The sequence below is a fragment of the Micromonospora coerulea genome (assembly GCF_016598485.1).
GTDB lineage: Bacteria > Actinomycetota > Actinomycetes > Mycobacteriales > Micromonosporaceae > Micromonospora > Micromonospora coerulea.
In genome coordinates this window covers 50,815-63,647 of sequence record NZ_JAEMUW010000006.1, presented here as the reverse complement: position 1 = coordinate 63,647, position 12,833 = coordinate 50,815, and the positions used below count along the sequence as shown (strand labels likewise).

Genomic DNA, 12,833 nt, shown 5'->3' with positions numbered 1-12,833 from the left:
AGAAGCCGGTGAGCTCAGTGCTCGGCGGTGCGGCGGGTGCCGGTGTAGTACTCGAAGAGCAGGCCGCAGACGGCGAAGATGACCGCCACCAGGCCCACCCCCAACAGCCAGAACTGCCAGAAGACCAGACCCAGGCCGGCGATCGCGGCGGCCAGCGCCAGCCCGAACGGCCAGTAGCTGCCCGGGCTGAAGAAGCCGACCTCACCGGCGCCGTCCGCGATCTCGGCGTCCGGCCGGTCCTCGGGGCGCAGGTCGATGCGGCGGGAGACGAACCAGAAGAAGCCGCCGCACATCGAGCAGAGCAGGAAGGACAGCAGCAGCGCCACGGTGCCGACCCACTCGACCCGGCCGCCGTCACCGTACGTCCAGGCGCCGTAGAGGACGGCGGCGCCGAAGAGGAACGTCGCGATGATCAGGAAGATTCGCCACTCGGTCTTCATGCCGGATCCCTCAGCTTCCCGCGCCGGCAGTGGCGCCCGGGTTGAAGTTGGCCGTGTTGCGCCGCGTCTTGAAGGGCACGGTCTCCGTGGCGTACTCGGGCTCGCCGATCGCCTTGAGCGCCTCCTGCGTCGACTTGCCGGCCTTCTTCACCGCCAGGAACTGGTCGTACTTCTCCGGGGAGACGACGCGCAGCTCGAAGTTCATGAAGGCGTGGTAGCTGCCGCACAGCTCGGCGCAGCGGCCGACGTACGCGCCCTCCTGGTCGAGGCTGGTGACCTCGAAGGTGTTGCGGATGTTGCCCGGCATGACGTCCCGCTTGAACAGCAGCTCCGGCACCCAGAAGGAGTGGATGACGTCCCGGCTCTGCTCCTCGAACCGGATGGACTTGCCGGCCGGCAGGACGAGCACCGGGATGACCTCGCTGGTGCCGAGGACCGAGGCGACGGTGTTGGCGTCGCGGCCCTGGCCGTCGCGGTAGTTGAACTGCCAGTTCCACTTGAAGGCGATGACCTCGACCGTGACGTCGGGGTTCTTCGTCGTCCTGTTCACGTCGGTCTGCACGACCGCCGTGTAGTAGAAGAGCACGGAGACGATCAGGATCGGCGCGATGGTGTAGAGGAACTCCATCGGCAGGTTGTAGCGGGTCTGCACCGGCAGCTGGTTGCCGCGCTTCCGGTAGCGGATCACGCACCAGAAGATGAGGCCCCAGACGAACACGCCGACCGCGAGCGCCGCGATGCAGGACGCGATCCACAGGTCGTACATCCGGTGCGACTCGGGGGTGATGCCGCCCTGCGGCCACCCGAAGCCACCGAACGTCTTACCGACGTTGCAGCCGGTGAGCAGAACCAGCAGCGCCGCTCCGCCGAGACCGAGCCCGGCGATTCGACCAGCACCACGCCGCCGGCGCCCACCGGCTCCCGGGGAAGCGCTGTGCCGTACGGCCGTCGGCCGTACCTCCGAACTCCTTGCGACCACCTGGTCCTGCCTCCCTAGCGCGCCGCGGTGGTTGTTTGTCAGCACCGACGGCAAAGGCGTCACCGACGGTCGCAGATTACTCGACCATGACGGGCCTGACCGTGTTGGGGTCACTGTCCGCCCCCATCGGGGAGATCTTGGGCATACCGACGCGATAGCGTGGGTGTTCGTGAGCGCATCCCCGGTCTACCTCGACGCCGCGGCCGCCGCGCCGCTGCATCCGGTCGCGCGGCAGGCGTTGCTGGCCGCGCTGGACGACGGCTGGGCCGACCCCGGCAAGCTCTACACCCAGGCCCGCCGGGCCCGCCAACTGCTCGACGCCGCGCGCGAGGCCGCCGCGCAGACCCTCGACGTCCGCGCCGACGAGCTCTCCTTCACCCCCAGCGGTACGACCGCAGCGCACGCCGCCGTGCTCGGCGGCGTCACCGGGCGCCGACGGGTCGGTACGGCCCTGGTGCATTCGGCGATCGAACACTCCGCGGTGCTGCACGCCGCCGAGCGGCACGTCGCCGCCGGCGGCACGGCGGTCCCGGTGCCGGTGGACCGGTCCGGCCGGCTCGATCTGGCCGCCTGGTCGGCCGCGGTGGCCGCCCCCGGGGTGGCGTTCGCCGCGCTGATCGGCGCCAGCCACGAGGTGGGCACCGTGCAACCGGTACCGGCGGCGGCCGCCGCCTGTGCCGACGCCGGGGTGCCGCTGTACGTCGACGCGGCGCAACTGATCGCCCGGGTGCCGCTGCCGGCCGGGTGGTCCGTGCTGACCGCCAGCGCGCACAAGTGGGGCGGGCCGCCCGGCGTGGGGCTGCTGGTGGTGCGCAAGGGCACCCGCTGGGAGTCGCCCTTCCCGACCGACGAGCGGGAGTCGGGGCGTACCCCCGGGGTGGTGAACCTGCCGGCGGTGGTGGCGGCGGCGGCGAGCCTGCGCGCGGCGGCGGCCGACGCGGCGGCCGAGGCGACCCGGCTGGCGCCGCTGGTGGACCGGATCCGGGTCCGGGTGGCGGCCGAGGTGCCGGACGTGGAGGTGGTCGGCGATCCGGTCGACCGGCTGCCCCACCTGGTCACCTTCTCCTGCCTGTACGTCGACGGCGAGGCGCTGCTGCACGCGCTGGACCGGCGCGGCTTCGCGGTCTCCTCCGGCTCGTCGTGCACCTCGTCGACGCTGCGGCCGTCGCACGTGCTGGAGGCGATGGGGGTGCTCTCGCACGGCAACGTCCGGGTGTCGCTGCACCGGGAGACGACCGAGGCGGACGTCGAGCGGTTCCTCGCCGAGCTGCCCGGCGTGGTCGCCGACCTGCGCGCCCAGGCCGGGGTGACGGGGCTGTGAGCGAGCCGGACGAGGTGCTGGACTGCCGCGGCCAGCGCTGCCCGCTGCCGGTGATCGCGCTGGCCCGCCGCCTCCCGGAGCTACCGGTGGGCGCGGTGCTGCGGGTCCTCGCCGACGACCCGGCGGCGGCCGTCGACATCCCCGCCTGGTGCCGCATGCGCAACCAGCAGTTCGTCACGGCCCACCCCGACGCCCCCGCCTACGACATCCGCCGCACCACCTGACCCACCCCCACCCAAGATCCGCGCACATTCCGGGAAGGCGTGGCGTTAGTGGAGGTAGCTGAGGATGGGTGGGAGGGGGTCGGTGGCGAGGGCGGTGTCGACCACCAGGCGGGGGCCGATGATCGGCTCGTACTCGGCGCGGCGGAGCAGAGTCTGCTCCCAGGTGGGCACGTGCGGGTCCGGCTCGGCGGGCTGCCGGGCCTCGACCCGGCGGCGGTGCTCCGCCTCGTCCCCGCAGTGCACCTCGATCACTCGTAGCGGCACCCCGGCCCGCTCGGCCAGGTCGTGCCACAGGCCCCGGGCGCTGGCCACCGGGTTGACCGCGTCGATCACCACGCTCAGCCCCAGGTCGAGCTGCACCTCGGCGAGGCCGGCGAGCGCGCCGTAGGCGGCCATCCCGGGGACGTCGCCGACCAGCCCGTACCGGCCCAGGGCCCGCTCGACCGGGTCGACCGGCAGGACCGGGGCGCGCAGCGCCGCGCCGACCCGCAGGGCCAGCGTGCTCTTGCCCACTCCCGGCAGCCCGGCGAAGACCACCAGGACCGGCCCTGCGGGGCCCGGGTCCATCCCGCGGGAGACCGCCGGACGGCCGGTGCCGGACGCGGCGGAGGTCACGGAAGCAGGTGCGGCCGGACGTCCTCGGCGGCCGCGTCGCCGTACGACTCGGCGAGGCGCTTCACGAACAGGTCGCGGCGGACCTCGTACTCCTGGGTGCCGACGGTCTCCAGGACCAGCGTGGCGAGCAGGGAGCCGACCTGGGCGGCCCGCTCTACGCCGAGCCCCCAGGACAGGGCGGTGAAGAAGCCGGCCCGGAACCCGTCCCCGACGCCGGTGGGGTCGACGGCCTGGATCTCCCGGGCGATCGGGACGTGAATCGGGTCGAAGTCCCGGCCGGCGATCTCCGCGCCGTCCTTGCCCAGCGTGGTGACCCTGATCTTGACCCGCTCCAACAACTGCGCGTCGGTCAGGCCCGCCTTGCTCTGCAGCAGCGACTTTTCGTAGTCGTTGGTCATCAGGTACTCGGCGCCGTCGATCAGGCCGAGCACGTCCGCGCCGTCCATCCGGGCCAGTTGCTGGGACGGGTCGGCGACGAAGGCGTACCCCCGCTCCCGGCACTCGGCCGAGTGCCGGATCATCGCCTCGGGGTCGTTGGCGCTGACCAGCACCAGGTCGAGGCCGCCGAGCCGCTGGGCGACCGGGGCCAGCTCGATGTTGCGGGCCTCGCTCATCGCGCCCGCGTAGAACGAGGCGATCTGGCACATGTCGGTGTCCGTGGTGCAGACGAACCGGGCGGTGTGCGCGACCTCGCTGACGTGCACCGAGTCGCAGTCGACGCCGTGCCGCTCCAGCCAGGAGCGGTAGTCGGCGAAGTCGGGCCCGACGGCGCCGAGCAGCACCGGGCGCAGCCCGAGCTGGGCCATCCCGAACGCGATGTTGGCCGCCACCCCGCCCCGGCGCAGCACCAGGTCGTCGACGAGGAACGACAGCGACACCTTGTGCAGCTGGTCGGCGATCAACTGGTCGGCGAATCGACCGGGAAAGCTCATCAGGTGGTCGGTCGCGATCGAGCCGGTCACGGCGATCTTCATGTCAGCCCTCGGGGTCGGCAGCACGGCGCCGGTCAGCCTACCGGCCCGTCCGGAGCGCCGGTCGCGGGTCGGTCGAGAACCGGTCGACGTGCGCATACCCGGACGTCAGCGCCCGGACACCCGGACGCGCGAAAAAACGGCGGGACCGCCCTTTCCGGGCGGTCCCGCCGTTGTCGTCAGCTCATCCGGCCCGGTGCGGTCCGGTCGCCTCGGCGCGAGGTCGACTCAGCTGAACGAGTCGCCGCAGGCGCAGGAGCTGCCGGCGTTCGGGTTGTCGATGGTGAAGCCCTGGGCGTCGATCCGGTCGGCGAAGTCGATCGTCGCGCCGGCCAGGTAGGGGGCGCTCATCCGGTCGACGACGACCTCGACACCGCCGAAGTCGGTCACGACGTCACCGTCGAGCGACCGCTCGTCGAAGAAGAGCTGGTACCGCAGGCCGGAGCAGCCGCCCGGCTGCACCGCGACACGGAGCCGCAGGTCGTCGCGGCCCTCCTGCTCGATCAGGGCCTTGACCTTCTGCGCCGCGACGTCGGTGAGGACGACGGAAGTAGGGGCCTTGGCCTCGGTCGACTCGGTCTGCGCTGGCGTGGTCACGTGGAAATCTCCCTGCGCGGTATGGGTCCGGACGCACTGGCCAACGTCGCGCGTCGTCCAGTGATTCCCGGTGTGGTCCAGATCCGATCGTACGCCGCCCCGACCGGGGTCACCCGGCGGCGTGACCACGCACTCGTGGCCGGTTGCCGCCGCCGGCCGGCGCACCGACCCCGCCGCGGGCGGCGGGTGACGGGCCGGCGACGTTCGGCCGGTCGGTGCGACTCAACCGCGGGCGGCGCCTCCGGACGGCCGGCTCCACTGCCGGGCCAGCCGGGCACCGAGCGCCCGCAACCCCTCGGCGGGCCGGCCCATCGCGGCCTCGATCCCGCCGCGCTCCTCGCCGCCGAAGTGCTCGACCAGGCTGTACGCCTCGGTAACCCCGGCCGCGGCGGCCTCCCGGCGGCCGGTGCTCACCCGCCCCGCCAGCACCACGCAGGGCACGCCCCGGTCACGAGCGGCCCCGGCCACCCCGGCGACCACCTTGCCGCGCAGCGACTGGTGGTCGAACGAGCCCTCTCCGGTGATCACCAGGTCGGCGGCGTCCAGCGCGGCGTCCAGCCCGATCGCCCGGGTGACCAGGCCGATGCCGGATTCGCACCGGCCGCCGAGGGCGAGGATCGCCGCGCCGAGCCCGCCGGCCGCCCCGCCGCCCGGCAGCCCGCCCAGCCCCGGCGGGCAGCCGGGCAGCTCGCGTTCCAGCACGGCGGCGAGGCGTTCCAGCGCGGCGTCGAGCAGCAGCACGTCCTCCCGGCTGGCGCCCTTCTGCGGGCCGTAGACGTTGCTCGCGCCGTGCAGCCCGAGCAGCGGGTTGTCCACGTCGGTCGCGGCGACCAGGGTGGTGCCGCGCAGCCGGGGGGCGCCGTCCAGCCCGGCCACCGCGGCCAGCGCCGCTCCCCCGTACGGCAGGGCCAGGCCGGCCTGGTCGAGCGGGGTGACGCCGAGCGCGGTGAGCATGCCGGCGCCACCGTCGTTGGTGGCGGAGCCACCGAGCCCGATCACCACCGTGCCGGCGCCGGCCTCGACGGCGGCCGCGACCAGCAGGCCCAGCCCGTACGAGGTGGTGACCTTCGGGTCGCGCTCGGCGGCGGTGAGCAGGTGCAGCCCGCACGCCTGGGCGCTCTCCAGGTACGCCGTGCCGTCGTCGGTGAGCAGGATCTCACCGGCGGCCGGCCGACCCAGCGGATCGACGGTCGGCACCGGCAGGCGCCGGCCGCCGAGCGCCTCGGCGAGCACGGCGACGAAGCCGGGCCCGCCGTCGGCCAGCGGCCGGATCAGCAGGTCGTCGCCGGCGGCCACCTCCCGCCAGCCCTCGGCCACCGCGGTGGCCACCTCCTGGGCCGGCAGCGTGCCGGCGAACTTGTCCGGGCAGAGCAGCACGCGCATGCCCAGCAGTGTGGCAGCCCACACCGCGGGCGGCTGCACGCCGGGCTCGCTGTGGGACCATGGGAGGCGTGACTTCGACCTGGGCTGAGCCTTCCAACACCGCCACTGCGCTGCTGCTTCTCGGCCGCGGCAGCGACCCCGCCACCGAGCGTGGCGTGGAGTGTCCGGGTGACCTGCCCGCGCCAAGCGACCCGGACCTGGTGGCCCGGGCGGCGGCGGCCAAGGCCGCGCTCGGCACGAAGGTCTTCGTGCTCGGCCACCACTACCAGCGCGACGAGGTGATCCAGTTCGCCGACGTGACGGGCGACTCGTTCAAGCTCGCCCGCGAGGCGGCGGCCCGGCCGGACGCGGAGTACATCGTCTTCTGCGGCGTGCACTTCATGGCCGAGAGCGCCGACATCCTCACCTCGGACGCCCAGAAGGTGATCCTGCCGGACCTGGCCGCCGGCTGTTCGATGGCCGACATGGCGGTGCTGTCGCAGGTCGAGACCGCCTGGGACGTGCTGACCGAGCTGGGCGTCGCGGCGGACACCGTCCCGGTGACGTACATGAACTCCTCGGCGGACATCAAGGGCTTCGTCGGCCGGCGCGGCGGCGTGGTCTGCACCTCGTCGAACGCGAAGCGGGCCCTGGACTGGGCCTTCGAGCAGGGCTCGAAGGTGCTCTTCCTGCCCGACCAGCACCTCGGCCGCAACACCGCCGTGCTGGAGATGGGCTTCTCGCTGGACGACTGCGTGCTCTACGACCCGCACAAGCCGAACGGCGGGCTGACCGCGGAGCAGCTGCGCGACGCCAAGATGATCCTGTGGCGGGGGCACTGCTCGGTGCACGGCCGCTTCACGCTGGACAGCGTCAACGACGTCCGCGAGCGGGTCCCCGGGGTGAACGTGCTGGTCCACCCGGAGTGCCGGCACGAGGTGGTCACCGCCGCCGACCAGGTCGGCTCCACCGAGTACATCATCAAGACCATCGAGGCGGCCCCGGCCGGCTCGGCCTGGGCGGTCGGCACCGAGCTGAACCTGGTCCGCCGGCTGGCGCTGGCCCACCCGGACAAGCAGATCATGTTCCTGGACAAGGCGGTCTGCTACTGCTCGACGATGAACCGGATCGACCTCCCGCACCTGGTCTGGGCCCTCGAAGAGCTGGTCGCGGGCCGGGTGGTCAACCAGATCACGGTCGACCCGGACACCGCGCACCACGCCCGGGTGGCGCTGGACCAGATGCTGGCCCTGCCGGGCGCCTGATCACCCTCGGTCACATCGCTGGTACGGAAACGCACCGGACACCCCGGTTCGTGCCCTCGCTGGCGATGTGACCGATTCCATTCTCGTCACCGAGGGCTATGCTGCCGGGGCGAGAAACATGCCGGCCGTTTTCATCCGGCGGCGCACCGGGTAGCGATGCAGATCGTGGGCCCCACTCATCTACACGGCAGCACCAACGCGCTGGAGGTTGCGTTGACCGACGACGTCCTGGTCGTACACGGAGGCACTCCGCTCGAAGGGCGGATCCGCGTGCGCGGCGCGAAGAACCTCGTTTCGAAGGCGATGGTCGCCGCCCTGCTGGGCGACTCCCCCAGCCGACTGTTCGACGTGCCGAAGATCCGCGACGTCGAGGTGGTCCGCGGGCTGCTCGGCCTGCACGGGGTGAAGGTGACCGACGGCGACGAGGACGGCGAGCTGGTCTTCGACCCGTCCAACGTCGAGAGCGCCAGCACCGACCAGATCAACGTGCACGCCGGCTCCAGCCGGATCCCGATCCTGTTCTGCGGCCCGCTGCTGCACCGGCTCGGCCACGCCTTCATCCCGGACCTGGGCGGCTGCCACATCGGGCCGCGCCCGATCGACTTCCACCTCCAGGCGCTGCGCGAGTTCGGCGCGACCGTCGACAAGACCCCGGAGGGGCTGCACCTGTCCGCGCCGAACGGGCTGCACGGCACGAAGTTCGCCCTGCCGTACCCGAGCGTGGGCGCCACCGAGCAGGTGCTGCTGACCGCGGTGATGGCCGAGGGCGTCACCGAGCTGCGCAACGCGGCGGTCGAGCCCGAGATCATCGACCTGATCTGCATCCTGCAGAAGATGGGCGCGATCATCAAGGTGCACACCGACCGGGTGATCGAGATCCAGGGCGTGAAGAAGCTGCACGGCTACACCCACCGGCCGATCCCGGACCGGATCGAGGCGGCGAGCTGGGCGGCGGCGGCACTGGCCACCCGGGGCGACGTCGAGGTGCTGGGCGCCCAGCAGGCCGACATGATGACCTTCCTCAACGTCTTCCGCTCGGTCGGCGGCGAGTACGAGGTGACCGACGCCCGGCCGCCGAAGCTGGGCGACCCGGGCCAGGAGGGCGGCATCCGCTTCTGGCACCCCGGCGGCGAGCTGAACGCGGTGGCCCTGGAGACCGACGTGCACCCCGGCTTCATGACCGACTGGCAGCAGCCGCTCGTGGTGGCGCTGACCCAGGCCCGGGGCCTGTCGATCGTCCACGAGACGGTCTACGAGCAGCGGCTGGGCTACACCGAGGCGCTGAACACGATGGGCGCGAACATCCAGGTCTACCGGGACTGCCTGGGCGGCACCCCGTGCCGCTTCGGCCGGCGCAACTTCAAGCACTCCGCGGTGATCGCCGGCCCGAGCAAGCTGCACGCCGCCGACCTGGTCATCCCGGACCTGCGGGCCGGTTTCAGCCACCTGATCGCGGCGCTCGCCGCCGAGGGCACCTCCCGGGTGTACGGCGTCGACCTGATCAACCGGGGCTACGAGGACTTCGAGAAGAAGCTGGCCGACCTGGGCGCGCACGTCGAGCGTCCGTGACGTCACACCGCTCTTCCCGCGCCCGGTGCACCCGCGATGTGCACCGGGCGCGGCTGTGTGGCTACCCTTCACCACGTGCCGTCGCTGTTTCGCCGCAAGCCCGCCGACCTCGTCGATGAGTCCGTCACCTCGGTGACGACCGACGAGGAGTCCGTCAACGCCCGCCCCCGGGGCTACACCCCGAGCAAGAAGGAGCTGGGCCAGGTCACGCCGAAGCGGCCGACCGCCGGCCGGCGGCTCAGCGCGCCGAGCCGGCCGTTGACCAAGGAGGAGGCGCGGGAGCAGCGCCGCGCGTCCCGGGCCGAGGCGGCCTCGGAGTTCCGTCGCGAGGGCGGGCCGCGCGACCGGGGCCCCGAGCGGCTGCTGGCCCGCAACGTGGTCGACTCCCGGCGTACGGTCGGGACCTGGTTCTTCGGCGGGGCGCTGATCGTGCTGGTCGGCTCCAACCAGGCCATGCCGCCGATCGTCCGGCTGATCTCCAACGTGCTGTGGGGCGCGCTCGCGCTCGGCGTGGTGGTCGACTCGGTGCTGATCTCCCGCAAGATCAGGAAGCTGATGCGGGAGCGGTTCCCGAAGAGCAACGAGAAGCTCGGCTCGCTCTACCTCTACGCGATCATGCGGTCGATCACCTTCCGCCGGATGCGCGCCCCCCAGCCGCAGGTGAACATCGGCGACAAGATCTGACCACACGCACGTCGACGAAGGCCCCGGGCACCCACCCGGGGCCTTCGTCACACCTGGGCCGGACTGCGGTACAGCCGGGCCACGACCTCCTCGATGTCCGGCTCGACGATCGAGATGTCGCGCAGCGCGGCCAGCCCGGCCAGCCCGGCGACCACCTCGGCGACGCCCGCCGACTCCAGCGCGTAGACCAGCCGGTGCCCGTCCGCCTCCACCCGGTGCAGCGGCGCGCCCGGCAGCGTCGGCGGCGCGGCAAGGGCCGTGTCCAGCTCGGCGACGACCAGGCGGCGGGAGCCGTACCGGCTGTGCAGGGCGGCGATCGAGCCGTCGTGCACCACCCGGCCGTGGTCGATCACCACGAGCCGGCGGCAGAGCCGCTCGATGTCGGCCAGGTCGTGGGTGGTGAGCACCAGGGTGGTGTCGCCGGCCCGGCCCAGCTCCGCCAGAAAGCCCCGGACGGCCTGCTTGCTGACCACGTCCAGCCCGATCGTCGGCTCGTCCAGGAAGAGCACCTCCGGGCCGTGCAGCAGGGCGGCGGTCAGCTCGCCGCGCATCCGCTGGCCGAGGGAGAGCTGCCGGACCGGGGTGTCCAGGAACTCGTCCAGGTCCAGCAGGTCGCGGCAGCGGCGCAGCCGCGCCGCGTGCCCGGCGGCCGGCACCCGGTAGACGTGCCGCAGCAGGTCGAACGAGTCGCGCAACGGCAGGTCCCACCAGAGCTGCGAGCGCTGGCCGAAGACCACCCCGATCCGCAGCGCCAGCCGGGTCCGCTCGGCCACCGGCCGCAGGCCGCAGACCCGGGCCTGTCCCGCCGACGGCATCAGCACGCCGGTGAGCATCTTCAGGGTGGTCGACTTGCCGGCGCCGTTGGGGCCGATGTAGCCGAGCATCTCGCCGCGCTCCACCCGCAGGTCGACCCCGTCGACGGCGGTGACCATCCGCTTCTCCCGGCGCAGCCGCCCCGCCTTCACCCGGACGGTGAACTCCTTGCGCAGCCCGTGCACCTCGATGACGCTCATGACCCCGTGCTCCGGTAGTGACGGATCCCGACGCGCCAGGCGACGGCCGCGACCGCGGCGGCGACCAGCGCCACGCCGGGCGCGGTCCAGCCGACCCAGGCCGGCAGGCCGAGCGGGTCGGCCCGGCCGAGCAGCGCCAGCGCCGGGTGGTAACTGACGAAGGCGAACCCCATCCCGTACGCGAAGAGCGCGCGGAACCAGCCGTCGTAGACGGTGATCGGGTACGACGTGAAGTCGCGCCCGCCGTAGGTGACCGAGTTGGCCAGCTCGCCGGAGTCGATCCAGTAGAACGACACCGTCGCGGTGGTCACGAAGACCGCGCCGAAGAAGACCACCGCGGCGACCGGGGCGACCACCACCAGCGCCAACCGGCCCGGCGTCCAGTCGATCCCGGCCGAGGTGACCGCCACCACCAGCACGGCCAGGCCGAAGAGCGCGCGGGACACCTTGCGCAGCGGCAGGTCCATCAGCAGCAGCTGAGGCAGCGCGCCCAGCGGGCGGACCAGCACGGCGTCGAAGAGGCCGGTCCGGACGTACCGGGGCAGCCGCTCGATGTTGCCGACCAGCAGGTCGGCGGTGGCGAACGCGAACGACGAGATGCCGACGATGACCAGCGCCTCCCGCAGCGTGAACCCGCCCAGCTCTGTGGTCACCCCGAAGAGCACCAGCACGGTGACCACGTCGAAGACGGTCGCCCCGACGTTGCCGACCAGGTCCACCACGAAGGAGGTCCGGTACGCGGTCTGCGACCGGGCCTGCGCCCGCAGCAACGCCCGGTACGCGGCCAGGCCGCCCGACGCCCTGTCGGCCTCCGCCGGGCGCGCCGGCTCGGCGAGGGTCTCAGCCACCCTGCACCACCAGCCGGCGCTCGGCGCGGCGCTGCACCAGCCGGCAGGCGGCGAGGATCAGCACCGCCCAGGCGACCTGGAGCCCCACCAGCCCGACCTGCGTCGGGGCCGGGTCCCGCTCGACCAGCACGTCGAGCGGGGTCTGGAACAGGCTCGGGAACGGGGTGGCGTACCAGAGCACGAGCTGGAGCCATTCGGGCAGGAAGCGCAGCGGGAAGTAGAGCCCGGCGAGCACCCCGGAGCCGAGCGTCCAGAGGATCATCGCGCCCCGGACGTCCTGCAGCCAGTACGCGGTGGCGTTGACCAGGAACCGGCAGCCGAAGCAGAGCACCACGGCGACCAGCACGGAGAGCGCGAAGAGCGCCACGGTGGCCCAGCGCCGGGGCAGGTACACGTCGAAGAAGAGCGGGCCGATCAGCACCGGCGGCAGCAGCCGGGAGAGCGCGGCGAACCCCGCGCGGCCCAGGTCGGTGGCGAGGTAGCTGGTCACCGGGTGCACCGGACGGAGCAGGTCGCTGGCGATCTCCCCGGTCCGGATCCGGTCCGCCAGGTCGGTCCAGCCCCAGAGCAGGATCACCGCCAGCAGGCCCTGCCCGGCCCAGACGAAGGTGGCGAGCTGGGCCCGGTCGTACCCGGCGACGGTGCCGGCCGCGCCGGCCACGGCGAGGAAGATGTAGCAGCGCAGGAAGCCGAAGACCGTGTTGGTGACGACCCCGGCCACGGCGGCCTGCCGGTAGGTCGCCTGGCGCCGGAAGCCGGACGCGACTATGGCACCAAATGTCCGAAACCATCGGGTAACGTTTGTATGCGTGGGCGGCGCCACAGTGGCGGTGACAGAGCCCACGCCGCTACCCTCCATCCGCAGCCATGACGTGCTGGACCGGGCGACTCTACCGGCGCGTGGGGTGCCCAGCGCGACAATTTCCAACGAGGTGACATCGCCGT

The 12,833-nt window shown here is 72.7% G+C and carries 14 protein-coding genes; 5 read left to right on the top strand and 9 right to left on the bottom strand.

Going from position 1 to position 12,833, the window contains the following annotated elements:
• Window positions 1–14 precede the first annotated feature (14 nt).
• Window positions 15–440: a cytochrome c oxidase subunit 4 gene (locus tag I8N68_RS10215; RefSeq protein ID WP_200209657.1), complete on the bottom strand. Its 426-nt coding sequence runs from the start codon at window positions 438–440 to the stop codon at window positions 15–17.
• 10 nt (window positions 441–450) lie between these two features.
• A complete protein-coding gene (ctaC, locus tag I8N68_RS10210) occupies window positions 451–1,419 on the bottom strand; it encodes an aa3-type cytochrome oxidase subunit II (protein ID WP_200209656.1) in 969 nt (322 codons plus the stop codon).
• Between the two features lie 169 nt (window positions 1,420–1,588).
• On the opposite strand from ctaC, the gene I8N68_RS10205 reads away from it, so the two are divergent.
• Entirely contained in the window at window positions 1,589–2,740 is a 1,152-nt protein-coding gene (locus tag I8N68_RS10205) for a cysteine desulfurase family protein (RefSeq protein ID WP_200209655.1), read from the top strand.
• The gene (locus tag I8N68_RS10200) at window positions 2,737–2,964 is read left to right on the top strand and encodes a sulfurtransferase TusA family protein (RefSeq protein ID WP_200209654.1); all 228 of its coding nucleotides are present in this window, start codon (window positions 2,737–2,739) and stop codon (window positions 2,962–2,964) included. Before I8N68_RS10205 ends, I8N68_RS10200 begins: the two co-directional genes overlap by 4 nt.
• Before the next feature lie 45 nt (window positions 2,965–3,009).
• On the opposite strand, the gene I8N68_RS10195 is transcribed toward I8N68_RS10200, so the two are convergent.
• From I8N68_RS10195 to I8N68_RS10180, 4 genes are all read right to left on the bottom strand, one after another.
• Window positions 3,010–3,579 carry a P-loop nucleotide/nucleoside kinase family protein gene (locus I8N68_RS10195; protein WP_307812745.1) on the bottom strand — a complete coding sequence of 190 codons (570 nt, stop codon included), beginning with the start codon at window positions 3,577–3,579 and terminating at the stop codon, window positions 3,010–3,012.
• Window positions 3,576–4,553, bottom strand: a complete 978-nt coding sequence (locus tag I8N68_RS10190) for a carbohydrate kinase family protein (protein ID WP_200209653.1) — start codon at window positions 4,551–4,553, stop codon at window positions 3,576–3,578. The genes I8N68_RS10195 and I8N68_RS10190 overlap by 4 nt, the downstream gene beginning before the upstream one ends.
• Before the next feature lie 225 nt (window positions 4,554–4,778).
• Complete coding sequence (gene erpA / locus I8N68_RS10185) at window positions 4,779–5,147, bottom strand: iron-sulfur cluster insertion protein ErpA (protein WP_130338589.1); 369 nt, start codon at window positions 5,145–5,147, stop codon at window positions 4,779–4,781.
• 222 nt (window positions 5,148–5,369) lie between these two features.
• Window positions 5,370–6,530 (bottom strand): glycerate kinase family protein, encoded by a 1,161-nt coding sequence (locus I8N68_RS10180; RefSeq protein ID WP_200209652.1) that lies wholly within the window; start codon window positions 6,528–6,530, stop codon window positions 5,370–5,372.
• 68 nt (window positions 6,531–6,598) lie between these two features.
• Here I8N68_RS10180 and nadA point away from each other — a divergent pair, with 68 nt between their 5' ends.
• The 3 genes from nadA (at window position 6,599) to I8N68_RS10165 (ending at window position 10,027) form a co-directional block, all read left to right on the top strand.
• Entirely contained in the window at window positions 6,599–7,774 is a 1,176-nt protein-coding gene (gene nadA, locus I8N68_RS10175; RefSeq protein ID WP_200209651.1) for a quinolinate synthase NadA, read from the top strand.
• A gap of 156 nt (window positions 7,775–7,930) precedes the next feature.
• Window positions 7,931–9,343 carry a UDP-N-acetylglucosamine 1-carboxyvinyltransferase gene (murA, locus tag I8N68_RS10170; protein ID WP_234039312.1) on the top strand — a complete coding sequence of 471 codons (1,413 nt, stop codon included), beginning with the start codon at window positions 7,931–7,933 and terminating at the stop codon, window positions 9,341–9,343.
• 75 nt (window positions 9,344–9,418) lie between these two features.
• Window positions 9,419–10,027, top strand: a complete 609-nt coding sequence (locus tag I8N68_RS10165; protein WP_307812743.1) for a DUF3043 domain-containing protein — start codon at window positions 9,419–9,421, stop codon at window positions 10,025–10,027.
• 47 nt (window positions 10,028–10,074) lie between these two features.
• Here I8N68_RS10165 and I8N68_RS10160 read toward each other — a convergent pair whose 3' ends face one another.
• The 3 genes from I8N68_RS10160 to I8N68_RS10150 are packed head-to-tail and all read right to left on the bottom strand — an operon-like array spanning window position 10,075 to window position 12,732.
• Window positions 10,075–11,040 (bottom strand): ABC transporter ATP-binding protein, encoded by a 966-nt coding sequence (locus I8N68_RS10160; RefSeq protein ID WP_200209649.1) that lies wholly within the window; start codon window positions 11,038–11,040, stop codon window positions 10,075–10,077.
• On the bottom strand, window positions 11,037–11,888 hold the full coding sequence (locus I8N68_RS10155) for an ABC transporter permease (RefSeq protein ID WP_372433692.1): 852 nt from the start codon (window positions 11,886–11,888) through the stop codon (window positions 11,037–11,039). Before I8N68_RS10155 ends, I8N68_RS10160 begins: the two co-directional genes overlap by 4 nt.
• Complete coding sequence (locus tag I8N68_RS10150) at window positions 11,881–12,732, bottom strand: ABC transporter permease (protein WP_200209648.1); 852 nt, start codon at window positions 12,730–12,732, stop codon at window positions 11,881–11,883. Before I8N68_RS10150 ends, I8N68_RS10155 begins: the two co-directional genes overlap by 8 nt.
• Window positions 12,733–12,833: the final 101 nt, after the last annotated feature.

Coding starts and splice junctions, on each gene's coding strand:
- I8N68_RS10180 (WP_200209652.1), bottom strand. CDS start 6,530: ATGCGCGTGCTGCTCTGCCCGGACAAGTTCGCCGGCACGCTGCCGGCC.
- I8N68_RS10190 (WP_200209653.1), bottom strand. CDS start 4,553: ATGAAGATCGCCGTGACCGGCTCGATCGCGACCGACCACCTGATGAGC.
- I8N68_RS10160 (WP_200209649.1), bottom strand. CDS start 11,040: ATGAGCGTCATCGAGGTGCACGGGCTGCGCAAGGAGTTCACCGTCCGG.
- I8N68_RS10215 (WP_200209657.1), bottom strand. CDS start 440: ATGAAGACCGAGTGGCGAATCTTCCTGATCATCGCGACGTTCCTCTTC.
- murA (WP_234039312.1), top strand. CDS start 7,931: ATGCAGATCGTGGGCCCCACTCATCTACACGGCAGCACCAACGCGCTG.